This window comes from Streptomyces sp. NBC_00775 (assembly GCF_036347135.1).
Taxonomy (GTDB): Bacteria; Actinomycetota; Actinomycetes; order Streptomycetales; family Streptomycetaceae; genus Streptomyces; species Streptomyces lutosisoli.
This window is the reverse complement of record NZ_CP108938.1, coordinates 10,564,879-10,587,906: the sequence shown is the minus strand read 5'-3', so window position 1 is coordinate 10,587,906 and position 23,028 is coordinate 10,564,879. Positions and strand designations below refer to the sequence as shown.

Sequence of the window (23,028 nt, the reverse complement as noted above, 5' to 3'; positions counted from 1 at the left end):
AGTTCCCCGTGTCCACATCACCCATCGCTCGCATCCTCGCCGCAGGCTGCCTGGTGGCTACCGGCATCGCCGCCGTCCTCTCGAGTGCCCTGACCCCCAACACCAGCAGCTCGTCCGGGGCCAGGATCGATGCCTTCGCCGCACATTCGGGGAGCGTCGGTGGCGCGCTCACCGCCGACATCTTCATCGTGCTCCTCGGCGCGTCCACCGTGCTCGCCGCGCTGCTCGCGTGGCGGCACTCCCCGAAACTGGCCGGGGTCGCCGGGTGGCTGGGCATGATCTCCGGCAGCGCCATGATCTTCCTCGTCACGCTCGACTTCGCCACGCACGCGGCGGTCGGCGTCGACCGCAAGGCCGCGAGCAAGCTGCTGGACAACATCACCGGCACTCCGCAGTTCGTGCCCTTCCTGGTCCTCGGGCTGCTCGGTGGTCTCGTGGCCATGGTGTGCCTCGGCATCGCTCTGTGGCGCAGCCGCGCCGTCCCGCGCTGGGCGACGGTGGCACTCATCGCCTACGAGCCCGCCAACGTCCTGACCGCGGACGCCGGCTCCGTCCCCTTCGCCGTGGCCAACGCGCTGCTGCTGGCGGGCTTCGCGGCCTGCGCCGTGGCCGTGATCCGCGACGGACTTCCGAGCCTCACCGCGGACGCTCAGGGCTCCCGTCCGACGGCGCAGGCGGTGAACGAGGCCCCGGCACTCTGACCGAGTGCGCATGGACCGGCCGGGGTGTTGCGGATGGTGGGGGGAATCCGCAACACCCCGGTCGAACGCGTCACTCGGGCCGCGCTGCACAGACCGCCCCACAGGCTAGAGGTGATCGCACATCAGGTTCAGGACCGCTCTCAGGAAGCCCTTCAACTGGGAGCCGAGGGAGCTGAAGCTGCTCTTGTACCGAAGGCAGCAGTCCCCCGCACTCCGCTGGTGATCGATGACAGCGCGGCAAATGCGCCTGCCAGAAGACTCCTGCGTCGGCGCGACTACGGCGCGGATGAGGAGAATCCATCGTTACAGGAGCGACACTGCACGGCCTCGCTCGCCAATGCCACGACGACCACGGCTGACGCCACCTCGAGCACCGCGTTGGCGGTCATCAGCCCGGCGCAGAAAGAATGCTGATGAGTTCTCGGACAGCCTCGACCAGCGGCCCTTGGCCAAGTCGGCTGCCTCCGCGAGGATGCCAGCGGGCCTGCGCGAGGACGTGGACCTCGCGCACTACAACGCGATCGAATAACGGATGACATCGCTCTGGACGGGCAGGCGGGTACGTTTGCGCGGCATCGAACCCGACAACTGGTCCGCGTTCATGCGCTTCGCCGTGGACGAGGAGCGGTTGGGAGACCTACTACAACCACCTCGCTCCGCCGAGGGCTTCCATACCTGGGCGAAGGAGCAGGCTGCTGCCACGTCCGATGGCGACTGCTTCGTGTTGGCCATCGAAGCGGTCGGCACGGGGAAAATAGTCGGCAGTATTGGCTCGCACCACTCCGACCGCGTGCGGACTGGTTCGAGTACGGCGTCACGGTCGGCGCTGATCAGTAACAAGGCTGCCTGGCCTGGGCGCTGAAGTCCTTTCAGACTCTCGACATTTACCTCACGCGATGTTTCAGTGCGCAGGCTGGACCACCGGTCCGGTGGCCGCATGAAGCGCGTAGGCAAGATCTCCTCAGGCTGATGGTTGCCCACCGACCCTGGTGCCTCCCGCAGGAGACAGTTGTCCTGAACGCGTCTACAGGAATTTGGCCGACCATCAGCGCCGTAGTGGCCAGCCGCCGCGGCGGCCGACGTGCGGCTGACGACGACGCCCGCGACCGACATGGCGAACTCCCCGTGGTCGACGCGTAGTCGGCGATCGAGCAGGTCGTGCCGCGCGACCAGGTGGCCGAGGCGCTCTCGCCACGGCCAGGCAGTCGGCATAAAGGGCTGCGCAATTACCCCTTGCACAGCCCAGCCACCCTGAAGCTGACGGGCCCGTGTCCTGGCCATCTTCGGGTAGCGCGGGGGACGCATGTGTACCCGCCGGTCGGCATCCGTCCGTTCCCGCCGCACCCGGCCGCCCGGCGCACATCGCTCGCGCGTGGATGGGCGGGTACTCCCCGGCGGTTCCGTCGCAAACTCAACTGGACGGCGTGACCGGGGACCGCACAAAGCCGTGGATCGGCGCAGGGAGAAGACCGAACGCGGCGGCTACGTCCATCTGCACTCCGCGGTCGACTGTTGCGGGGGCCTCCCCTGATTGTGGACACCGGTTGTCATGCGGCGGCGGGCCAACTTATTCGTTGATCGTGTTCGTAGGCGATCGGGCTGATCTGGCCGAGGCGGGAGTGCCATCCGTGGTGCCTGTTTTCGCCAGGTGTCGTCAAGCAGTGCTCCCACGGGCCGAGCAGGAGGACTCCGAGGCGGCACGCACATCAGACCGCCCTACCGTCGACGCCAGGGCAGCACTTCTTGATCGTCGCGGGCAACGTCCTCGCGTTGGAGTGCGGCGTTGATCGCCTCGCCGATCTCCGCGAACTGGCGCACCTGCTCGGTCGTCAGAGCGTCGAAGATCGCGCGGCGTGGCGATCCCACGGGCACCCTCGGCCGTACCCCCGGAGCCTTCTGACCGCCGGCCACGACATCCAGGAGCGGGTCCGCCGTGACGGCTGCGGCGGACCCGCTCAACGGCATGCCCGCGTGACACCGAGGGTGCGGGCGAAGCACATCCACGGGGTGGATGAGCGGGATAGAGGATTCGGATCGCGCGGAGGATGGCGACCCGGCTCCTGACGACCCATAGTCGTCCCTACCCGCACGCCGCTGTCCGGACCAGCCGCCGGTGTGTGGCCGTCCTCAGCATGCCGCCGTGCGCCGTCGGCGCCAGCGCCAGGCATGCCCGCTCCCGTACACCGTCCCTGGAGTCGCCATGCCCGGTTCCGTTCCGCCGCCGTCTCCCGCCCTGGTCGACGAACCCGCTCCGTCACCCGTGGCCGTCTCGGGCCCGGCCCATCTGCTGCGGGTGACCCTGCTGATGACGGGCAGCTGTCTGCCCATCCTGGGGGCGGTGCTCATCGCCCCGGTGCTGCCGAAGATGCAGGACCACTTCGCCTCGGTCCCGGGGGCCAAGGCGTTGGTGCCCCTCGCGCTGACCGTTCCGGCGCTGGCGCTGGCACTGCTGGCCCCGTTCGCCGGCGTCATCGTGGACCGGCTGGGCCGCAAACGCCTGCTGATCGTGGCGACCCTCCTGTACGCCGTGTTCGGTACGGCGCCGCTCTGGCTGGACTCGCTGGGCGCCATCATCGCCAGCCGCGCCCTGGTCGGTGTCACCGAGGCCGCCATCATGACCTGCTGCACCACCCTGATCGCCGACTACTACTCCGGTCACCGGCGAGTGAAGTACCTCGCCCTGCAGACCATGTGCGCCTCCGCGTCGGCCACCGTGTTCTTCGTGCTCGGCGGCGCCGCCGGATCGGCGGGCTGGCGGGTGCCCTTCTGGGTCTACGCCGTGAGCCTGGTGCTCGCCCCGCTGATGGCCACCGCCCTGACCAACCCGGCGCCCCGCGCGGTCGCGGAGCAGAATCCGACCGAGGCGCCCGGCCAACACCCCTTCCCCTGGCGGCCGTTGGCGGGCATCTGCGCCCTCACCTTCTTCGGGGCGATGGTCTTCTACACCGTCCCGGTCGAGATGTCGTACCTCCTCGACGACCTCGGCGTGAAGAACTCCGGAGTGATCGGCCTGGCCACCGCGATCGCCAGTGCCGCCACCGTGGGCGGAGCAATCACCTTCGCCCGCCTGAAGCGCTCCCCCGACCCGATGCTGCCCGCCGTTCTCGCGATCTGTGCCGTCGGCTTCGGGATGATGTTCCTCGCGGGCAACGCCCCGCTGCTGGTCATCGGCGCGGTCGTCAACTGCGTGGGCACCGGTCTGCTGCTGCCCGCCCTTCTGACCAGTGCCATGTCCCGCCTGGCGTTCGAGGATCGCGGTCGGGGCACGGGACTGTGGATGGCGGCGTTCTTCGGCGGCGAGTTCGTCTGCCCGCTGGTGCTGCTGGCCGGGGAGTCGGCGGTCGGCACTCTGGCCGGTGCGGTGGGCGTACTGGGGCTGGTCGCCGCCCTCGTCGCGGCGGGGCTGTGGGCGTCCCGGCGCCGGGTGGGCACGGTCGATCCCCGGGCACTGCCGGAGCAACTGGCCTGAGCCCACCAAGGGCCGCGGGGAACTGCGCGACCGGCCACGAACAAGTCGCAGCCGCGTCCGCGAGGACTGTCCATCGGCGGGTGCGGCTTGTTCGTGGCCGGTCGCGCCCACGCGGTGGAGCCGCACATCTAGAGATCTTTAACGGCTGGGATTACAGGAGCACATCCCCTTGGACGGGCCGTGCGCGCCGCCCCGAGCCATCGATCTGGCAAGGTCGACCGCCAGGTTGGCGGCAGCTGCTGATCGCTGCGCCCGTCGCGTACGACGTCTAGGATGTGGCGGCCGCACCGAGCGGACCCAAACGGCCATCCACGCCAATGTCAGCCTGGCGTGCGGGCTCGCGGCGCGAGTTATGGTGCTGGGTTCGGGGTGAACCTCGAATCTGTCGGCGGCCCTGTCGGGACTGTGGTTCACGGGATCTTGGGAGATGGCGGTGGTCGGCAGTGGCATTGGCGAGGGCATGGTGGACGGGACCGAGGCTCTGTTGATGAGGACTTGGCTGGAGAGGCTGTTGGGAAAGGGGCGGCCCCGCACCACGGATGAGACCCCGTCGCAGAGACGGGCGGATACTCCGCCGGAGATCTCGCCCGAGGACCGGTTGGTGCTGCTCGTCGGGATCCTCGACGACCCCACGGCGCGGGAGGACGAGAAGTACGACGCGGCGTCGTACCTGGAGGAGTTCTCCGGCCCGTTCGTCGAGTCGAGCCTGGCCCGCATCATCCGCGCCGAGGACTTCACGAGCGTGCTGGCCCAGCACTGTGCGGAAACCCTCGGCGGGATCTGGGCCAGGACCGGCCGGGTGGAGCCCGCCTTCATGGCGGAGCTGCGGGGTCCGGCGAAGGACGAGGTGCTCGGCATCCTCGGTGTACGCGCCCCGCACCTGCTGCCCCCTGGCGCCCTCTAGAGATCTTTAACGGCTGGGGTCACGGCGGTTGGACGTCGAGTCCGGCCTTGGCGATGAGGCCCTCGATGAGACCGGGTCGGTTCTGCATCCGTTTCAGCCGGGTCTTCACCAGTGCGGTGAGCTGGTCGAGGCTGTGTTTGGTGAGGTTGGCCAGCGACCTCTTCAGGTGCGCCCACACGCCCTCGACCGGGTTGAGCTCGGGAGCGTACGGCGGCAGCTGGTAGACGGTCAGCCATAATCGGGCGGCGATCAGCTCCCGCATGGTGCGGCTGACGTGCGTGTTCAAGTTGTCCCACACCAGGACGACGGGGCCGCCGAGCTGCTGGTGCGCGGCATCCAGCAGGCGGGCGTAGTCGGTTTCGGTGAAGCCCTTGCGCCGGCTCTTGGCGGGGCCTCGGTCCAGGTGGATGCGGTAGATCAGCCGTGGCCTGCGGCCGGGCTTGGTGCAGATCATCGCGGCCATCGAGACGCGTTTGGTGCCGGCAGCGGTGACCCGCACGACCGGTGTGTGGCCGCGACGGCCCCAGGTGCGGCCTTTGGGCGGCCTCAGACCCTGGCCTGCCTCGTCCTCGAAGCAGACCCAGGCGCCCAGGTCCGCCGCCCTCTTTTTATGACGGGCCACTGCTCGTCCTTCCAGGCGGCGATCTTCGACTCGTCCCGCTCGGTGGCTTTGCGGGTCGGGGCCTGCACGCTCCAGCCGATGCGGTGCAGCAGCAGGTCGAGCCCGGCCAGGGTGTAGTCGACGCCGAACCGGCGGCGCACGATCTCGGCGATCCTCGCCAGCGTCCAGCACTGGTCGCTCCAGCCGCACGCGGCCGGACCGGCTTCCAACACCGCTTCCAGAGCACGCAGTTGACTGGCGCTTAGCTTGCAGCGTGCGCCGCCAGGGCCCTTGGAGACCAGCGCCTGCCGACCGCCCGAAGCCAGAGCCCGACGCCAGCGGTTCGCCGACATCCGAGTCACCCTGAACCGCCGGGCCACCTCCCGGTCACTGGCCCCTGCCTCGATCAAGTCAGCGGCTGTGAGCCGGACTTGTTCACGCCGAGCCCGCTCCTCGGCCGTCAGCCCGCCGCCATCGGGATACCTCATCCCTCCGGCATAGCGCGGCCCACACCAACCGTCACGACCCGACGTAACCCGCACTGTTAAAGATCTCTAGACGGCCTCGCGTCCCTTACGGCGCCGCTCAGTTGCCGTTGTCCACGAGCGTCGCACCCACCTCCGCGGCCTTCTGCCGGAGCCAGATGTGGGCCGCGTCCTGAGCGTGCACGGGGTGCCACCACATCGCCTCCTGCACCGGTACGGCCTCGAAGGGGCAGGGCAGGACGCGTACCGCGGCGGAGCGGACCGCTCTGCGTGCCAGGCGCTCCTGGATCATCGCGACCCGGCGGGTGCCCTCGACCATGTGGGGCAGCAGCTGGAAGGTCTGCACGGAGACCTCCACCCGGGGGCTGATGCCGATCATGCTGAGCTGGCGGGCGGCCGGGGCGTCGTAGGGACGCTGGTAGACGGCCCAGGGCAGGCTCGAGAGCTGGTCGAGGGTGAGTTCGTCGCCGACGTCCGGGTTGTCGTCGGCGATCAGGCACAGCCAGCGGTCCTGGTGGAGGTCGACGGCGGGGAAACCGTCGATGATGCCGTGGGGCAGCAGCAGGCCGTCGACGGTGCTCAGCACGGTGGCGGTGTTCTCCACCGCCGCGGGCGTCGAGTGCTGGAAGGTGAGCCGGATGCCGGGCGCCTCCTGGTGCAGGGCGCGGGAGAGCGCGGCGCCGAACACGGCCGCCCCGTAGTCGGAGGCGAGCAGGGTGAATTCGCGGCTCTCGGCGGCCGGATCGAAGTCGGCCTGGCTGGCGAAGACCCGCTCCAACAGGTTGCACGCGGTAGCGCTGCGGTCCCGCAGGGCCACACCGAGCGGGGTCAGTTCGTAGCTGTTGCCGGTGCGGGCGAGCAGTTCGTCGTCGAAATGGCGGCGCAGCCGGGACAGCGCCGCGCTCATCGCGGGCTGGCTCAGTCCGACGCGCTCGCCGGCCCGGGTGACGTTGCGCTCCTCCAGCAGCGCACGCAGCGCCAGGACCAGGTTGAGGTCGAGTCGGGACAGGTTCACCAGGCACCACCTATACAAGCGAGAGCCATCCACGCCATGGATTTGGCACATCCACAGGATTGATTTCCGTGATTGGCCGAGCAGGGTCAGAGTAGACCGCAACCCAGCAGGAGGAAATCTGATGGCAACGCTCGCGCAACCTGCCGGCCCGTTCGCGCTCGGCACGTTCTCCGCTCAGGACGGAGATCCGTTTCCCGGCCTCCTCGTGAACGAGCGTGTACTCGATCTGAGCAGTGCCCTGGGCTGGGCACCGTCCGGGATGCGTGCCGTGGTCGAGCGATGGGAGGAGACCCTCCCCGTCCTGCACTCCCTCGCGGACGACGACACCCTCGACTGGCGGCCGCTGGAAAGCCTGCGCGTGCACGCCCCGATCGAGCCCCGCCAGATCTTCCAGTCCGGCGCCAACTACCGCCAGCATGTTATCGACCTGGAGGTCGCCCACCGCTCCCCCGACGACCCGCGCACCGTCGAGGAGGCGCGCGCGGAGATCGCCGCGGTCATGGACCGCCGTGCAGCCGAGGACCTCCCGTACGTGTTCATCGGGCTGCCGAGCGCTATCACAGGCCCCTACGACGATGTCGTACTCCCTGCATGGGCCCAACAGCCGGACTGGGAGCTTGAGTTGGCGGTCGTCATCGCCAAACCGGCTCATCGGGTGTCCGTCGAGGAGGCGCTGGAGTGCGTCGCCGGGTACACGATCGCCAACGACCTCACCGACCGCGCCACCGTCTTCCGCCGGGACATGAAGGCCATCGGCACCGACTGGCTGCGCAGCAAGAACGCGCCCGGTTTCACCCCGCTCGGGCCGTGGCTCGTCCCGGCGGAGTCGGTCGCGGACCCCGGTGACCTTCGGGTCACCCTCAAGCTCAACGGCGAGACCATGCAGGACGAGTCCACCAAGGACATGCTGTTCGGTGTGGCCCGGCTGGTGTCGTACGCCTCCCAGAGCGCTCAACTCCTCCCCGGCGACCTGGTGTTGACCGGCAGCCCGGCCGGAAACGGCATCCACTGGGGACGGCTGCTGCGCGACGGTGACGTGATGGAGGGTTCCATCACCGGCCTGGGCGTGCAGCGCACCCGTTGTGTGGCGGAGGCGTCGGCATGAGCCTGGACCGGCACGACCCGGAGGGCGCGATCGGCGAGGCCGCCAAGGCGTACTCCAACTGGGGACGTTGGGGCGAGGACGACGTGCTCGGCACCCTCAACTTCCTCGACGAGGCCAAGCGCCGCGAGGGGGCCGCACTGGTCCGCCGAGGCGTCAGCTTCTCGCTCTCGCAGTCCTTCGACATGGACGGCCCGCAGAAGGGCTGGCGCCGGCGCACCAACCCGGTGCACACCATGCTCGACACCGGCACCGACGCCGCCCTCGGCAACCAGGGCTTCCCGCACGGCATCGGCGGCGCCGACGACGTGATCGCGATGCCGTTGCAGTGCTCCACACAGTGGGACGGGCTCGGGCACATCTTCGACCACGGCAAGGCGTGGAACGGCCGGGCGGCCGAGAAGGTCGTCACCTCCGACGGCGACCTCGTCACCGGCATCGAACACATGGCTCCGTACGTGGCCGGGCGCGGGGTGCTGCTCGACGTCGGCCAAGTCGTCGGTACCGACGGCGAGTTGCCCGACGGGTTCGCAATCACCGAGGAGCACCTGACCGCGACCGTCGAGGCCCTCGGGGTGAGTGTCGGCCGCGGCGACATCGTCCTCGTCCGCACCGGACGGCTCGCGCGCGCCCGGCGGGACGGCTGGGGCGACTACGCGGGCGGCCCCGCGCCCGGGCTGTCGTTCACCACCGCCGGCTGGCTGCACGGTACCGAGATCGCCGCGATCGCCACCGACACCTGGGGTTTCGAGGTGCGGCCCAACGAGTTCGAGAACGCCTTCCAGCCGCTGCACCAGGTGGCCATCCCCAACATGGGCCTGCTGATCGGCGAGATGTGGGACCTCGACGCCCTGACCGCCGACTGTGCGGCGGACGGCGTGTACGAGTTCTGGCTCACCGCCGCTCCCCTCCCCATCACCGGCGCCGTCGGCTCCCCCGTGAACCCGATCGCCGTCAAGTAGTCGCACGGCCCGCACCCCGCCGCCGGAAGCCGCGCGGCCCAACCCGGGAGGTATCCCCAACGTGGCAGACAGCCCCACCCGTTCCGTTCTCGTCATAGGCGGCGGCACCGCCGGAAACGCCCTGAGCGTCCTACTGCGCCGGGCCGGGATCGCCGTCGACCTCGTCGAGGTGAGCCCCGACTGGAAGGCCTCCGCCGGTTCCGGCATCACTCTGCAGGGCAACGCCCTGCGCGTGTTGCGCGAGGTCGGGGTGCTCGAAGGCGTCCAGAAGGACGGATACGCCGCCGACGGCGTCGCCGTCCTGGCCCTCAACGGCACCGTGCTGCACGCCCACCCCGAACTCCGCACCGGCGGCGAGGACCTGCCCTCCCACATCGGGATGCAACGGCCCAGGCTCCAGCAACTCCTCATCGAGAAGGTGCGCGCCGCGGGCGCCGACGTCCGACTCGGCACCACCGCAACGGAGTTCAAGCAGGACGACGAAGGCGTGGACGTCACCTTCTCGGACGGCACGAACCGGCGTTACGACCTGGTCGTCGGCGCCGACGGGCTGTCCTCCACCACCCGCTCCATGATCGGCATCACCGACAAACCCGAGCCCACCGGCATGGGCATCTGGCGCGCCCCTGCACCCCGCCCGGCCGGTGTCCACCGCACCGAGATGATCTACGGCGGCCGTTGCTTCATCGCCGGATACTGCCCGACCGGCGAGGACACGGTCTACGTCTACCTCGCCGAACGGGCCCGCGACCGGGCCACGCTGGACCCGGACTCGTACGCCGACGAGATGCGGGCGCTCAGCGAGGGCTACGGCGGCGCGTGGCAGGAACTCCGCACCGCCTTCACCGACCCGAAGGCCGTCAACTACGCCTGGTTCGACCGGCACTTGGTGGAGGGTCCCTGGCACCGCGGCCGGATCGTGCTGGTCGGCGACGCCGCCCACGCCTGCCCGCCCACCTTCGCCCAGGGCGCCGCGATGTCCCTGGAGGACGCCCAGGTCCTCGCCGAACTGCTGGCCGGCCTCGTCGACTGGGACGCGCAGTCTCTCGACCGGCTCCTCACCGACTACCACGCCCGACGGCTGCCGCGCGTGCGCATGGTCGTCGACGCCTCCGTCCAGCTCGGCCAGTGGCTGCTCGACGGGGTGCGTGACGCGGACGTACCCGGACTGATGGGCCGTACCCTGAGCGCGCTGAAGGAACTTCCGTGACCGACCTCATCGACCCCTTGTCGATACCGACGATCGACGTCCACGCCCACCTCCTGCTCCCGGAGGTCGAGGAGGCCGTCGCGGGTCGCCCCGGCCTCGCCGAGGCCCGTGCCCTCGACGCCCACCGCAACGGCCCGGCCGCCCTGGCCGTGAGCGGCCCGATGGTCGGCGCACGCGTGCCGAAGCTGACGGACGTCGCCGTACGCCTGGCGGCCATGGACGACCAGGGCGTGGACATCCAGCTGATCAGCCCGTCCCCGTCGCACTACCACTACTGGGCCGATCCCCAACTGGCCGAGCGAGTCTGCCGGTTGGCCAACGAGGGCACCGCCGCACACTGCGCGAAGGCCCCCGACCGACTGCACGGCCTCGGCCTGGTTCCGCTCCAACACCCCGACCTGGCGGTCGAGTTGCTCGACCACGCGCTGGACCAGGGGCTGAGGGGCGTGGAGATCTCCTCGCACGCACCCGGACTCGAGCTGTCGGATCCGGCGTACGAACCCCTCTGGTCCCGGGCGGAGGAGACGGGAGCCCTCCTTCTCCTGCATCCGTTCGGCTGCACGCTCGACGAGCGCCTGGACCAGTGGTACCTGTCCAACACCGTCGGCCAGCCCACCGAGAACGCGGTGGCCCTCTCTCACCTGATCTTCTCCGGCGTACTGGACCGTCATCCGGGCCTGAAGCTGATCGCGGCGCACGGCGGTGGCTATCTGCCGACCCACATCGGCCGCTCCGACCACGCCTGGCGGGCCCGCCCCGACGCACGCGGCTGCGCACGGGAGCCAAGCAGCTACCTGCGGCAGCTGTACTTCGACTCGCTCGTCCACGACCCGTACGTACTACGGGAGTTGGTCCGGGCTGCCGGCGCCGACCACGTCATGCTCGGCTCCGACTTCCCCTTCGACATGGGTACCGACGACCCGCTGGACGCGCTGCGGGCGGCGGACCTGCCCAACCACGACTTCCACGCCGTACGGGGCGGCAATGCCGCCGCCCTCCTCCGGAAGGACTGACACCATGCGTCTCCTCACCCACCTCCGGCACGTCGACCTCGCCGTGCCCGACTACGACAAGCAGCTCGACTTCTACTCCGGCGTCTGGGGCCTGACCAAGGTCTCCGAGGACTCCGGCATTTCTTTCCTCGCCGCCGAGGGCAGCCCCGAGCAGTACGTCGTAAGGCTGCGCAAGGACGACGAGAAGCGCCTCGACCTGGTCTCCTACGGGGCCGCTTCAGCGGCCGACGTGGACACGCTTGCCGAGCAACTCCTCGCCGGAGGAGTGCAGTTGATCTCCCAGCCGGGCAAGGTGGACACCCCCGGGAGCGGCTACGGCTTCCGCTTCTTCGACGTCGACGGCCGCACCGTCGAGGTCTCGGCCGACGTGGAGGTCAGGCAGCACCGCAAGATCGAGGAGAAGGAGTCCATCCCGGTCAAGCTGTCGCACGTCGTCCTCAACTCGCCGGACATCGACAGGACCCGCGCGTGGTACGAGCAGCACCTCGGCTTCCGTCACTCCGACACGCTGAGTTCGCCGTACGTCGGTGAGGTCATGCACTTCATGCGGATCAACAGCAGGCACCACTCCATGGCCATCGCCAAGGGTCCGCACACGTCGCTGCACCACATCTCCTTCGAGATGCGCGGCATCGACGAGTACATGCGCGGCTCCGGTCGCGTGATGCGGGCCGGCTTCAAGAAGGTCTGGGGTCCGGGCCGGCACCTGGCGGGCAACAACACGTTCACGTACTTCCTCGACCCGCACGGCAACACCGTCGAGTACTCGACGGAGTTGGAGGACCTGGACGAGGACACCTGGCACCCCCACGTCTACGACTTCTCCCAACCGGAGATCACCGACCAGTGGGGTACCGCCAACCCGATGAACGAACTGGTCGCCAAGGAGTCCTTCAACGACCCCGACCGCGGTTGCTTCGTCGCCCCGCCGGTCTGATCCGCCAGGCCCCCGTCCACCGGGGACGCGGCAGCCCTGTCATGCCCTGACTCCCCGCCGCGTCCCCGGTCTCGTTCCGCCCGCCTTCCTGCCGACAGGACCCCTCCCATGCGTTTCGCCACGTACGAGTACCGCAATCGACGCCAGCTGGCCGTCGTCGAAGAGGACGGCACGCTCTACCCCCTGCACGGCGTCGATTCCCTGACCGGCCTCCTCGCCGCGGGAGGCGGTCTGCCCGACCTGCTCGACGCGGGCTCCGCGACGCTCGACGTCCCGGTCGGCCCCCACGTCTCGGACGTACGACTGCTGCCACCGCTCCAGCCGCCCACCGTGCGGGACTTCGTCACCTTCGAGGAACACGTCGAGGCCGTACGGAAGTCGGTGGACGGGGCCGCCGGTGTGCCCGAGCGGTGGTACGCGGCCCCGACCTTCTACTTCACCAACCCCTACGCGGTGTACGGCCCGCACGACGACATCCCCATGCCCCCGGGTTCGAGCGTGCTCGACTTCGAGCTCGAAGTCGCCGCCGTGATCGGCAAGGAGGGCCGCGACCTCACCCCCGAGCAGGCACGCGACCACATCGTCGGCTACACCGTCTTCAACGACTGGTCCGCCCGCGACCTGCAGTCCGCCGAAATGAAGGTCGGCCTCGGCCCCTGCAAGGGCAAGGACACCGCCACCACGCTCGGACCATACCTGGTCACCGCCGACGAGTTGGAGAGGTACCGCGACGCGGACGGCTTCCTGCGCCTCGCGCTGACCGCCGAGATCAACGGCGAGGTGGTCGGCAAGGACCTGCTGTCCAACATGAGCTGGACCTTCGAGGAGATGGTCGCCTACGCCTCGCGGGGCACCGTCGTACGCCCCGGTGACGTCCTCGGCTCTGGGACCTGCGGCAACGGTGGCTGCCTCGCCGAGCTGTGGGGCGTACGCGGCAGGCAGGACCCTGCGCCGCTGAAACCCGGCGACAAGGTCACCCTCACCGTCGAGGGCATCGGCACTATCTCCAACACCGTGGTACCCGGCCGCGATCCCCTGCCCATTCCGGTTGCCCGGCGCCGCCCGCGGGAACGGCCGTGACCGACCTGCATCCCAAGCGGCTGCTGGACAAGGTCGTCGTGATCACGGGCGCGGCCGGCGGCCAGGGCGCCGCGGAGGCCGAGGTCCTGACCCGCGAGGGCGCCCGGGTGATCGCCACCGACGTGACCGAGACGCCCGGCTGCCGCCGCCTCGACGTCACCAACGACAAGGAATGGGCCCAACTCGCCGCCGAGCTCCGGGAGTCGTACGGCCAGGTGCACGGCCTGGTCAACAACGCCGGCGTCACCTGGCGGGCCCGGATCGGCGAGGTACGTCCAGAGGACATGACCCGGGTACATGCGGTCAACGTCACCGGACCACTCCTGGGCATCCAGCACCTGACACCACTGATGCAGGCAGGGGCGTCGATCGTGAACGTCGGTTCCTCGGCAGCACTCACCGCGCATTACCCCGTCGCGTACACAACCAGCAAGTGGGCGCTGCGCGGCCTGTCCAGGATCACCGCCATGGAACTGGGACCGCGCGGCATCCGCGTCAACACCATCCACCCCGGGTTCATCGAGACGGACATGACCGCCTCCGCCGCGAGCGCGTTCCGTACGGCGAACCTCCGCGCGACACCGCTCGGCCGCACCGGGACCATCGACGACATCACCCCACTCGTGGTCTTCCTGCTGTCCGACGACGCGTCCTTCATCACCGGGGCGGAGATTCCGGTCGACGGCGGCCTCACCTCGCACGGCGGCGCCAAGTCGATCTCGGACGCCCTGCGCGCGGACGCCTGAACCAGAAGCGGATCAAACGATTCGCGCTGGACAACGAAGTCAACCACCTGCCCATCGGCGACATCATCTCGGTCGCGCTGGACGAATGGCTCACCACCCGCGGGTTCTGACACTGCGTACAGCGCGAGGGGTGGCCGCACCCACAGCATGTTCGCGGCCACCCCTCCCGCCGACTATCCCAATAGCCCGCTAGGCGGCTAACTAGGCTGTGTCCGGCGGATCTTGTGACTGCCCCAGCCTTGGTTCGTTGGCATGCTCATGGGGCGCGGAGATCTCACAAATGAAGAATGGGCCCGGCTGAAGCCGCATCTACCGAAGTCCGGTCAGCGCGGGGGCCGTTGGGAGAGCCATCGCAGGGTGATCAACGGGATTCTGTTCCGGCAGCGCACCGGGGTACCGTGGCGGGATCTGCCTGCGCGTTTCGGTCGGTGGAAGACCGTGTACGAGCGGCATCGGTGCTGGTCAGCGGATGGCACATGGGACAAGCTCTTCGCGGCTGTCCTCGCCGATGCTGACGCGGAAGGCCGCATCGACTGGTCCATGGTGAGCGTGGACTCCACCTCCTGCCGGGCCCACCAACACGCCGCGGGAGCACGTAAGAAACCCCCGCGGCTTCCGGGAAAAGACACACGCCCCTGCAGCACCGCCCCGATGAGGGCCTGGGACGCTCACGGGGCGGCCTGACCTGCAAGATCCACCTTGCCGGTGAGGGCGGACGCCGCCCACTCGCCTTGCTGATCACCCCGGGGCAGTGGGGCGACGCTCCGCAGCTCATCCCGGTCATGGAGCGTGTCCGTGTCGCCCGCCGGGATGGCGGGCGACCGCGGACTCGGCCTGGCCACCTCGGCGGAGACAAGGCTTACTCATCCCGCCGCAACCGCCGCTACCTGCGGCGACGCCAGATCAAGCACACGATCCCCGAACCGAAGAACCAGCGGGCCAACCGACAGCACAAAGGCAGCAAGGGCGGTCGGCCCGCTGGCTTCGACAGGACGATCTACAAACGCAGGAACGAGGTGGAGCGGACGATCAATGCCCTCAAGAGCTTCCGGGCTGTGGCGACGAGGTTCGACAAACGCGCCTACGTCTTCTACGGCACCGTCACCGTTGCCTCGATCCGACTTTGGCTCCGGTCGAGACCCACCGGAGAGAGCTAGTAGTACCCCTTCGCCCCGTCAAGCAGCTCCCTCACGATGTCCGCGTGCCCCGCGTGCCGTCCGGTCTCCTCGACGAGATGGATGAGCACCCAGCGGAGGCCGGCGTTGCCGGACCGGCAGTCGGGGTGGCGGCCGACGTCATCCCAAGAGGCCGCGGCCACGATCTCGTTGCTTCGAGCGCACTGGGCCTCGTACGACGTACACGCGGCCGGGAGTGCGCCCCATCGCTTCGAGGGAACCGGATGCGCACCACCGGCCGTCGTTCAGGCCCGGGTGTAGCCGCCGTCGGCGAAGAGTTCGGCGCCGGTGACGAACGACGAGGCGTCCGAAGCCAGGAAGAGGGCGGCCTCGGCGATTTCCTCGGCGTCGGCCAGCCGCCCCAGTGGCACGACGGCCTCGGCGAACCGGTCGACGTCCGGCCCCGCGGCGCGCAGCAGGGCAGGGGTCCGCGTGGGTCCCGGGCTGAGGACGTTGACCCGGAATCGGCGCTCTCGCGATTGCCGGGCCCAGTTGTGCACGAGGTTGCTCAACGCTGCCTTCGAGGCGCTGTAGACCTCGAGGTGCTCATTGGGGCGCACGCTGTTGCTTGAGCCGATGACCAGGATGGAGGCGTTCTCCGCCAGCAGCGGAAGCGCCTTCTGGACGGTGAATAGTGGGCCCTTGACGTTGACGGCGAGCGTCAGGTCGACGTTCGCCTCGGTGTGGGCGCCGAGCGCGGCGTCCGCGACGATTCCGGCGTTGGCCACCAGCACGTCGATGCGTCCGGCCTCCTCGCGGACTCGCGCGTAGAGCGCGTCCAGGTCGGCCAGGACCGAGACGTCGGATCGTACGCCGGTGGCCGCAGGACCAATCTCCTTGACTGCCGCTTCGAGGCGGTCGATGTCCCGGCCGGTCACGAAGACCCGTGCGCCCTCCCGGACGAAGCGGTGGGCGATGGCCAGCCCGATCCCGCTGGTCCCTCCGGTGATCACGGCCACCTTCTCGTGCAGCACGCCTGGCATGTCGAACCCCTTCAGTTGTGGAATGGATCGTCCATAACGTAGACAGTAATGGACGATCGAGTCAAGAATGGTTAGGCTGAAACCATGCCGAGACCACGCGCATTCGACGAACGCCAAGTCCTGGAGCGGGCCCGGGAACAGTTCTGGGCGACCGGCTATGCAGGAACCCGGATGGACGACATCGCCCAGGCGACCGGCCTGGGCAAGGGCAGCCTGTACGGCGCATTCGGCGACAAGGGCAAGCTCTTCCACCACGTGTTTGGCGACTGGTGCACCGCAGTCGTTGAGGTGGCCGAAGGGCGGCTGGCAGGTGGCCCGGACGCAGAGGCCTTGGCCCGGCTGTCGGGATACGTGCACCTAATGGCGGAGAACACCGCCTCAGACACCGAGCGCCGCGGGTGCCTGTTGGCCAAGGGCGCGGCGGAACTGGCCCAGCACGATCCGACGGTCGCCGGACGGTCGGCCGAGACCATGACGGCACTGCTGACCCTGCTGCGGACGGAGATCAGCGCCGCCCAGCGCCACGGCGACATCGATAGCGCTGCGGATCCGGAGCGGTTGGCGGCACTGCTGTTGACGGTGGTCCGCGGTATCGAGGCGGTAGGCAAGGCCGGCCTGGACCCGGAGACGCTGCGGAACATTGCAGACACCGCACTGGCGGTCCTGCCCATGCCCGAGGGGCAGAAACGCCTCGCAAGCGGGCGCAGTCCGGCCCGCGAGAACTAACTTGGTGCCATCACGGCCACATGATCCGCCGGACACGGACTAGCTGACCCTCCGTCACGCACGACTGGGCGATGACGAAAGGAACGGTGACGACAGCCTGGCGGGGTTGCCTGCGGTCGCGCCCGTCATCACGACGATGCTCGACGGTTCTCCCGAGGCGCTTCGACCGCCCCCGGTCGTCAGGAGAGGTCGGCGAGGTCTTCTGCGCTGAGGGTGATTCCTGCGACGGCCATGTTGTCCTCCAGGTGCGACAGGGAGCCCGTGCCGGGAATGGCCAGCGTCACCGGCGAGGCGGCCAGCAACCAGGCCAGGCCGATCTGCGACACGGCGGCGCCGTGCCGGGCCGCGACCTTGGCCAGCCGCTCGTCGTCGAGTTCCCGGCCGCCACCGAGCGGGAAGAAAGGCACGAACGCGGTGTCGGACTCCTCGCAGGCGGCCAGCAGCTCCACGTTGTCGCGCTTGGCGGCCTGGAACTGGTTCTGCACCGCCACGACCGGGGCGATCGCGCGGGCCTCCGCGAGATGGGCGTCGTCGACGTTGCTGAGGCCGAGGTGACGGATCAGGCCCTCCTCACGCAGCACAGCGAGGGCCTCGAAGCGCTCGGCGAGCGACTCCCCGTGCGGAGGCGTCATCGCCCCGATGCGCAGGTAGACGAGATCGAGGCGGTCCACGCCCAGACCCTGGAGGTTGGCTTCCACCAGGCCGCGCATGTCCGCCGGGGCCGCTGCGCACCTACCGCCGCAGAGTCGCCGAACTCCTCGTCGCCCTGGACGCGAGCTCACGCTTCCAGGCCGGGGTGCGCGCGGGCGAGTTGGGCCTGACCCGCGGGTGAACGGGCTCAGGCCCGGACCGGAGGGGGTCAGGCGTCGGGCTTCAGACGAAATGGCGGGGCCCCGCCTGATAGGAGTCGACGCTGCCTTGGGCCCGGCTTCCTCCGATGTCCGGTCCAGCGCTCCGTACCATCGACAGGCGGCAGCATGCCCGGCGGCCATCCATCGCTCACCGCTCGCACCCGCGGCCGGCGCGCCGCAGCTCTCCCCTGCGCCCCGACATCGGCGCGGCGTCCGGGACCCGGGTCCAAGACGGTGCAGCGTCTCGAACCCGGGTGCCGGGCAGGCCGATGGCCTGCCTCGTGAGGGCACGTACGGCGGGCCGGGCTCGGCCCGGAACATCCGTCGGCGCCCGTGAGTTGAATCAGTCCGACTTCTCGCCGCTCTCGGCCAGGATCCTGTTACGGGCGCCGGCGAGGGCTCCCGCCATGGCACCCGCGGGCCTGCCGAAGGTCGAGGCGGAGAACCGGGCGGGGCCGGTCTTGGCGGTGAAGGAGTGCGCGTAGGCGAACTCCCGCAGTCCCTCCTCCCCCTGCTTGCGGCCGTAACCGCTGTCGCCCCGACCGCCGAACGGCACGGCGGGGTTCATGGAGAACACCAGAGCATCGTTGATGCTGGTCATTCCCACGCGGAGGCGACGAGCGATGGCTTCGCCGCGGTCGCGGCTGAAGACGGCGCTGCCCAGCCCGTACCGGCCGGCGTTGATGTGAGCGACGGCCTCATCGGCGTCGGCGACCTTGACGACCGCCAGCGTCGGCCCGAACGTCTCCTCCCTCGCCGCGAGGGCGTCGGGGGCCACTCCGACCAGGATGGTGGGCGCGGCATAGCGGTCGCCCACCGCGTCGAGGCCGCCGACGGTGGCTGTCGCGCCGCGCTCCAGGGCGTCCTGAATGTGTTCCCGGATGATCAAGGTCTGGCTCGGCAGCGGAACCGGCCCGATCTCCGCGTCCTCGTCGCTGCCGACGCGTACCTGCCCGGCGAGCTCGCTGATCTTCTCGACGAACTCGTCGTGCACCGACTCGACGACATAGGCCACTTCGAGACTGATGCAACCGTGTCCGGTGTTCTGCATCGCGCCCCACACGATGTGAGCGGCGGCTTCGTCCAGATCGGCGTCCTCGGCGACGATGACGCCGTCCTTTCCGCCGAGTTCCAGCAGAACGGGGGTCAGGGTCTGCGCGCATTGGGCGGCCACCGTCCGACCCGTGGCGACACTGCCCGTGAACGCGAGCTTGTCGAGGCCGGCCTCGATGAGCGCCTGACCCGTGGCCCCGTATCCGTTCAGGTTCTGCAGGACGGCCGGCAGTTCCGGAACGGCACGCTGCCAGGTTCGGATGAGCCATTCGGCGACACCGGGCGTGATCTGGCTCGGCTTGAGGATGACGGCGTTCCCGGCCGCGAGCGCATCGGCGAGGATGGCCGCGGGAGTGAGCAGGGGGAAGTTCCACGGGCCGATGACGCCGACCACGCCGTAGGGCTGGTACTCGACCCACGCACGCTGGTTGGGCGTGGTGGGGCTGGCCGGAACCTCCCAGCGCTCCAGGACCCGCGCGGCGTTGTCAGCAACGTACTGCAGGTGCTCGAGAGTCCCGAGCACCTCCACGCGGGCGTCGTCGAGCGGCTTGCCGTTCTCGGCGTGAATGAGTGCGGCGCCCTCCTCACCGTTCAAAGCTATCTGCCGCCGCCACGCACGCAGCCGCTCCGCACGGCCCTCGAAGCCGAGGTCCCACCAGGCCCCGGTGACCGAGCGTGCGGCGGCGACGGCCGCGGCCGCCTCTTCCTTGCCGGCCACGGGATATCGGGCGAACTCGGCTCCGGTGGCCTGGTCGATGGTGACGATCTCGGTCGCGTCGTATCCGATGACGCCGTCACGCGTGATCGTCGGAATGTCGTCGGTCATAGGTCTTCCCTAACTTTCTTCCGCCCGCCCGAATGAGACACACCGTGGGTGAGGGCGGTGGCGGAGGCGGTCTTCGGCACGAGTGGCCGCTGGAGGGCAGTCGGCGCGGGCCGACGTGGAGGACTGCATGGTGGAGGTCATGGGGAGCGTGTGCCGTGCCGGACGTTCGGCAGTTCGGCAGTTGGGCAGCTGGGCAGCTGGGCAGCTGGGCAGCTGGGCAGCTGGGCAGCTGGGCAGCTGGGCAAGGGTGGCCGCGGAGCGGGAAGCACCCTCGACGGACGGGCGTAGCGCAACACTGGGAGGGCGACCCGTGGCCCGGTCGGGGGCAGCGCCGAGGAGGCGCCCGCTGCTACGCGTGCGGGCCGCGGTATCGAGTTGCGGGGGTGGGCTGGTTGCCGCCGGTGAGCAGAGCGGACTCCGCGGCCAGTAGGGCGTCAAGGGCTGCGGCCTGGTTCTCCAGACCGGGTGCGCACACGGTCTCCCCCAGGCGCAGGCCGGCAAGGCTGGCCGAGGCGACGTCCTGCGGGGTCATCGCCCAGGGGATGTCGCGGCCGACGCCTTCGTTCCACTCCGTGGCCACGACGCCGGGCAGCAGCAGCTGCGTACGGATGGGCGTGTCCGCGAGCTCACCTGTGAGGGTCCGGGTGAAGGCGACGGTGGCGGCCTTCGCTGCCGCGTAGAGAGTGCGTCGTGGTGCGCGGGGATCGTTGAGGCCGCCGCTGAAGGCCAGCAGCGAGGCCACCGTGATGATCGCGCCTTCTCCGGACGCGAGCATTCCGGGAAGCGCGGCGCGGACCAGCTGAATGGGGGCCACGGCGTTGAGGGTGAGCAGGCGGTCGATGTCGGCGGGGTCGACGTCGACGAGCGGGGCGTAGCCGCCGGCGCCGGCGTTGCTGACCAGCAGGCGCACGTCCCCCGCGGCGAGACGGCCGGTGACAGCGGTGATGCCCTCGTGGGTGCCGAGATCGGCGGGCAGCACCTCCACGGCGGCACCCCGGGCGCGGAGCTCCTCTGCGAAGTCGCCGAGCCGGTCCGCGCGGCGCGCCACCAGGACGAGGTCGTGGTCATCCGCCAGCAGACGGGCGTATTCGGCGCCGATGCCGGAGGAAGCTCCGGTGATGAGAGCGATCGTGCGAGTCATACGCCGAGCATGCCTCAACCGTTAGCTTAGTGTCAAACGCTTGATGGTTATGAAGTGTCGTACCCTTGGCAGGTGATACGTGATGACGAGGAGCCTGTGGGGCTCGGCGCGCTTGACCGGGTGACCTGGGCATTGCGGCGCGCGGAACTGGCGGTGCAGACGCTCAAGGAACAGCGGCTACGCCCGCTGGGCATGGCCGCCGCGCACTACACCCTGCTGATGTCGGTGCACAGCGAACCAGGGCTGGCCGGCGCCGAGTTGGCCCGCCGCCTCAACGTCACCCCTCAGGCCGTCGCCTCCCTCGTGGCACGCCTGGAGGGCCGCGGCCAGTTGGAGAGGCGCGAGCACCCGCGCCACCGGCACGTGCAGGAACTGCACCTCACCGACGCCGGACGGGAGGCGCTGCGCGCGGCCGACCAGGTGATCGCCGACGTAGAGCGTCACATCACCGAGGGCCTGGGACCGGACCAGAGCGCGCAGCTACGGACGCTGCTCGACCAGGTGAGCAAGACGGTGCGCAGCGTCTGAGCTCGTCGGCCGGTCAAGGACAGGCTGGCGCGTCGGTGGCCCAGGCACGGCGCACGCCGCCCGCTCCCCCGGCGCATCGTATGCCGCCGCCGGCGGGGTTCCAGCCGACCGCGGCACCGATCGGCCCGCAGCGTAAGCAGCGACCACTTGCTCGAGGACCAGTCCACCGCCCTCGCCTCAAGGTCGACATCGGCACGGCGATCTCGTCCATGCACGGTCGGTCCGCGCAGGGCGGCAGGGATCCTGAACGGCGCGCCCTGCCGCCTGAAGCAGGTGGGTGACCGCAGCTTCCAGCGGTCACCCACCACCGCGAGCAACGGGGCAGAGCTTCTTCGCCCTCCGCTTCCGCCTCGGACGCTCCTTTCTCTCTTCTCACTGCGTCATGACGTCACGGGCACACCAGAGTCAGGACTCGTGCGTCGGCCGGCCACGGCCATCCGAACGAAGTGCCGGTGCAGTCAGGGGCCCGGTCACGGGACGAGGACGATCTTCCCCGTCGTATGCCCGGTCATGATCTGCCGATGCGCGGCGGCGGCTTCGCGCAACGGATGGCTGGCGGCGATCAGGACGCGCAGTCGCCCGGCGCCCGCGGCTTCGGTGAGCTGCAGGCGCGCAGCGGCGCGGACTTCCGTGCCGGGGTCCGCGCCGGGCCCGCCGCCCAGGAGCCTGATGCCGGCTCGGGCCCCGCGTTCGAACGCTGCGACGGTCGCGATACGGGACCGGTCCGCCACCAGCTCCACCGAGACGTCCACCGCCTCGTCGGTGCCCACCAGGTCGGCAGCCGCGTGGACTCCCTGTGGTGCTGCCGCGCGCACCCGGTCCGCCAGACCCGGCCCGTACGCGATCGGAATCGCCCCCAGGTCGCGCAGTACGTCGTGCTTGGCCGGGCTCGCCGTTCCCAGCACCCTGGCTCCGCGCTCGACGGCCAGTTGCACGGCCATCAGGCCGACGCCACCCGCCGCGCCGTGGACCAGCACCGAATCGTTCTCGCGCAGGCCGATCGCTTCGAGAACGTGCACAGCGGTGACGCCCGTGACCATCAGTCCTCCGGCCTGCTCCCAGGAGAGAGCGGCGGGCTTGGGCACCACCGACGAGGCCGGGACGATGAGTTCGGCGGCGTACGCGCCGGGCGCTCGGTACACGATCACCTCGTCGCCGATCTGGATCGGACCGGCGGGGCCGGTCGCGTCGGCACCGACAGCGGTCACCACACCGGCCGCTTCGGCGCCGAGCCGCATCGGCAGGTTCGCCGGATCGGTTCCGAAGGCGCCGCTGTACATCTTGTGGTCGAAGGGGTTGACGCCGACGGCGCGGACCTCGATGCGCACCTGACCCGGCCCGGGCTCCGCTACGGCGACATCGATCACCGACAGCACCTCGGGACCACCGTAAGCACGCGCTACTACTACTTCGCTCATGTCAGGAGAGAACGCGGTGCCGGAAGGCCCGATTCCCCATTGCGGTGACTTTTTTGAGCGGAGCGCTCCGCTCCGATAAGTTGGGCAGCCGATCAACCGACT

At 69.7% G+C, this 23,028-nt stretch carries 20 protein-coding genes and 3 pseudogenes; 14 read left to right on the top strand and 9 right to left on the bottom strand.

The features are described 5' to 3' along the window. Positions 1–8: 8 nt before the first annotated feature. Positions 9–701 (top strand): hypothetical protein, encoded by a 693-nt coding sequence (locus tag OIC96_RS47310; RefSeq protein WP_330301887.1) that lies wholly within the window; start codon positions 9–11, stop codon positions 699–701. Between the two features lie 1,716 nt (positions 702–2,417). Here the strand turns inward: OIC96_RS47310 and OIC96_RS47305 are convergent. Next, the gene (locus OIC96_RS47305) at positions 2,418–2,666 is read right to left on the bottom strand and encodes a hypothetical protein (protein WP_330301888.1); all 249 of its coding nucleotides are present in this window, start codon (positions 2,664–2,666) and stop codon (positions 2,418–2,420) included. Between the two features lie 235 nt (positions 2,667–2,901). Here OIC96_RS47305 and OIC96_RS47300 point away from each other — a divergent pair, with 235 nt between their 5' ends. Next, a complete protein-coding gene (locus OIC96_RS47300) occupies positions 2,902–4,170 on the top strand; it encodes an MFS transporter (RefSeq protein ID WP_330301889.1) in 1,269 nt (422 codons plus the stop codon). Positions 4,171–4,771: 601 nt separating this feature from the next. After that, positions 4,772–5,074, top strand: a complete 303-nt coding sequence (locus OIC96_RS47295) for a hypothetical protein (RefSeq protein ID WP_330301890.1) — start codon at positions 4,772–4,774, stop codon at positions 5,072–5,074. Between the two features lie 19 nt (positions 5,075–5,093). On the opposite strand, the gene OIC96_RS50035 is transcribed toward OIC96_RS47295, so the two are convergent. Then, a protein-coding gene (locus tag OIC96_RS50035; protein ID WP_443058497.1) for an IS630 family transposase occupies positions 5,094–6,163 on the bottom strand; the annotation gives its coding sequence in 2 pieces (ribosomal slippage) (positions 5,094–5,677 and positions 5,677–6,163; 1,071 coding nt in all). Positions 6,164–6,260: 97 nt separating this feature from the next. Beyond that, entirely contained in the window at positions 6,261–7,175 is a 915-nt protein-coding gene (locus OIC96_RS47280) for a LysR family transcriptional regulator (protein ID WP_330301892.1), read from the bottom strand. Positions 7,176–7,296: 121 nt separating this feature from the next. On the opposite strand from OIC96_RS47280, the gene OIC96_RS47275 reads away from it, so the two are divergent. The 8 genes from OIC96_RS47275 to OIC96_RS47240 all read left to right on the top strand — a co-directional run bounded on the left by OIC96_RS47275 (position 7,297) and on the right by OIC96_RS47240 (position 15,382). Continuing rightward, positions 7,297–8,280 carry a fumarylacetoacetate hydrolase family protein gene (locus tag OIC96_RS47275; RefSeq protein WP_330301893.1) on the top strand — a complete coding sequence of 328 codons (984 nt, stop codon included), beginning with the start codon at positions 7,297–7,299 and terminating at the stop codon, positions 8,278–8,280. Beyond that, a complete protein-coding gene (locus OIC96_RS47270; RefSeq protein WP_330301894.1) occupies positions 8,277–9,239 on the top strand; it encodes a cyclase family protein in 963 nt (320 codons plus the stop codon). The genes OIC96_RS47275 and OIC96_RS47270 overlap by 4 nt, the downstream gene beginning before the upstream one ends. Before the next feature lie 61 nt (positions 9,240–9,300). Further along, positions 9,301–10,449, top strand: a complete 1,149-nt coding sequence (locus OIC96_RS47265; protein ID WP_330301895.1) for an FAD-dependent oxidoreductase — start codon at positions 9,301–9,303, stop codon at positions 10,447–10,449. 17 nt (positions 10,450–10,466) lie between these two features. Then, on the top strand, positions 10,467–11,462 hold the full coding sequence (locus tag OIC96_RS47260; protein ID WP_330309939.1) for an amidohydrolase family protein: 996 nt from the start codon (positions 10,467–10,469) through the stop codon (positions 11,460–11,462). Between the two features lie 4 nt (positions 11,463–11,466). Next, positions 11,467–12,399, top strand: coding sequence for a VOC family protein (locus tag OIC96_RS47255; RefSeq protein ID WP_330301896.1), 933 nt, complete (start codon positions 11,467–11,469; stop codon positions 12,397–12,399). Positions 12,400–12,507: 108 nt separating this feature from the next. Next, positions 12,508–13,479, top strand: coding sequence for a fumarylacetoacetate hydrolase family protein (locus OIC96_RS47250; RefSeq protein ID WP_330301897.1), 972 nt, complete (start codon positions 12,508–12,510; stop codon positions 13,477–13,479). Next, positions 13,476–14,225 carry an SDR family oxidoreductase gene (locus OIC96_RS47245; protein ID WP_330301898.1) on the top strand — a complete coding sequence of 250 codons (750 nt, stop codon included), beginning with the start codon at positions 13,476–13,478 and terminating at the stop codon, positions 14,223–14,225. The genes OIC96_RS47250 and OIC96_RS47245 overlap by 4 nt, the downstream gene beginning before the upstream one ends. Positions 14,226–14,483: 258 nt before the next feature. Beyond that, positions 14,484–15,382, top strand: a protein-coding gene (locus OIC96_RS47240) for an IS5 family transposase (RefSeq protein ID WP_330309940.1) whose coding sequence is annotated in 2 segments (ribosomal slippage) — positions 14,484–14,844 and positions 14,844–15,382 — 900 coding nt in all. Because the reading frame shifts where the segments join, the coding sequence is not laid out codon by codon here. Here OIC96_RS47240 and OIC96_RS47235 read toward each other — a convergent pair. Together OIC96_RS47235 and OIC96_RS47230 are read right to left on the bottom strand one after the other, a co-directional pair. After that, positions 15,379–15,609, bottom strand: a pseudogene (locus OIC96_RS47235) (mycothiol transferase); the annotation flags it as partial. The gene OIC96_RS47240 and the pseudogene OIC96_RS47235 overlap by 4 nt on opposite strands. A 36-nt stretch (positions 15,610–15,645) precedes the next feature. Next, positions 15,646–16,383 (bottom strand): SDR family NAD(P)-dependent oxidoreductase, encoded by a 738-nt coding sequence (locus tag OIC96_RS47230; protein ID WP_330301899.1) that lies wholly within the window; start codon positions 16,381–16,383, stop codon positions 15,646–15,648. Between the two features lie 84 nt (positions 16,384–16,467). Here OIC96_RS47230 and OIC96_RS47225 point away from each other — a divergent pair, with 84 nt between their 5' ends. Beyond that, positions 16,468–17,109, top strand: a complete 642-nt coding sequence (locus OIC96_RS47225; protein WP_330301900.1) for a TetR/AcrR family transcriptional regulator — start codon at positions 16,468–16,470, stop codon at positions 17,107–17,109. A gap of 179 nt (positions 17,110–17,288) precedes the next feature. Here the strand turns inward: OIC96_RS47225 and OIC96_RS47220 are convergent. Next, positions 17,289–17,834: pseudogene (locus OIC96_RS47220) on the bottom strand (aldo/keto reductase); the annotation flags it as partial. Here OIC96_RS47220 and OIC96_RS47215 point away from each other — a divergent pair. Then, positions 17,834–17,941, top strand: a pseudogene (locus OIC96_RS47215) (DNA-binding response regulator); the annotation flags it as partial. The pseudogenes OIC96_RS47220 and OIC96_RS47215 overlap by 1 nt on opposite strands. A 362-nt stretch (positions 17,942–18,303) precedes the next feature. Here the strand turns inward: OIC96_RS47215 and OIC96_RS47210 are convergent. Both OIC96_RS47210 and OIC96_RS47205 read right to left on the bottom strand, forming a co-directional pair. Beyond that, entirely contained in the window at positions 18,304–19,839 is a 1,536-nt protein-coding gene (locus OIC96_RS47210; RefSeq protein WP_330301901.1) for an aldehyde dehydrogenase family protein, read from the bottom strand. A gap of 349 nt (positions 19,840–20,188) precedes the next feature. After that, a complete protein-coding gene (locus OIC96_RS47205) occupies positions 20,189–20,980 on the bottom strand; it encodes an SDR family NAD(P)-dependent oxidoreductase (RefSeq protein WP_330301902.1) in 792 nt (263 codons plus the stop codon). A gap of 72 nt (positions 20,981–21,052) precedes the next feature. Between OIC96_RS47205 and OIC96_RS47200 the strand changes: the two genes are divergently transcribed. Next, entirely contained in the window at positions 21,053–21,508 is a 456-nt protein-coding gene (locus OIC96_RS47200; protein WP_330301903.1) for a MarR family winged helix-turn-helix transcriptional regulator, read from the top strand. Between the two features lie 470 nt (positions 21,509–21,978). Here OIC96_RS47200 and OIC96_RS47195 read toward each other — a convergent pair whose 3' ends face one another. Then, positions 21,979–22,926 carry a quinone oxidoreductase family protein gene (locus OIC96_RS47195; protein ID WP_330301904.1) on the bottom strand — a complete coding sequence of 316 codons (948 nt, stop codon included), beginning with the start codon at positions 22,924–22,926 and terminating at the stop codon, positions 21,979–21,981. Between the last annotated feature and the right edge of the window lie 102 nt (positions 22,927–23,028).

What these genes read in the sequence shown, in the direction of transcription:
- OIC96_RS47305 (WP_330301888.1), bottom strand. Translation starts at nt 2,666, where the DNA reads ATGCCGTTGAGCGGGTCCGCCGCAGCCGTCACGGCGGACCCGCTCCTG.
- OIC96_RS47300 (WP_330301889.1), top strand. Translation starts at nt 2,902, where the DNA reads ATGCCCGGTTCCGTTCCGCCGCCGTCTCCCGCCCTGGTCGACGAACCC.
- OIC96_RS47275 (WP_330301893.1), top strand. Translation starts at nt 7,297, where the DNA reads ATGGCAACGCTCGCGCAACCTGCCGGCCCGTTCGCGCTCGGCACGTTC.
- OIC96_RS47270 (WP_330301894.1), top strand. Translation starts at nt 8,277, where the DNA reads ATGAGCCTGGACCGGCACGACCCGGAGGGCGCGATCGGCGAGGCCGCC.
- OIC96_RS47255 (WP_330301896.1), top strand. Translation starts at nt 11,467, where the DNA reads ATGCGTCTCCTCACCCACCTCCGGCACGTCGACCTCGCCGTGCCCGAC.
- OIC96_RS47250 (WP_330301897.1), top strand. Translation starts at nt 12,508, where the DNA reads ATGCGTTTCGCCACGTACGAGTACCGCAATCGACGCCAGCTGGCCGTC.
- OIC96_RS47230 (WP_330301899.1), bottom strand. Translation starts at nt 16,383, where the DNA reads ATGCCAGGCGTGCTGCACGAGAAGGTGGCCGTGATCACCGGAGGGACC.
- OIC96_RS47225 (WP_330301900.1), top strand. Translation starts at nt 16,468, where the DNA reads ATGCCGAGACCACGCGCATTCGACGAACGCCAAGTCCTGGAGCGGGCC.
- OIC96_RS47210 (WP_330301901.1), bottom strand. Translation starts at nt 19,839, where the DNA reads ATGACCGACGACATTCCGACGATCACGCGTGACGGCGTCATCGGATAC.
- OIC96_RS47205 (WP_330301902.1), bottom strand. Translation starts at nt 20,980, where the DNA reads ATGACTCGCACGATCGCTCTCATCACCGGAGCTTCCTCCGGCATCGGC.
- OIC96_RS47195 (WP_330301904.1), bottom strand. Translation starts at nt 22,926, where the DNA reads ATGAGCGAAGTAGTAGTAGCGCGTGCTTACGGTGGTCCCGAGGTGCTG.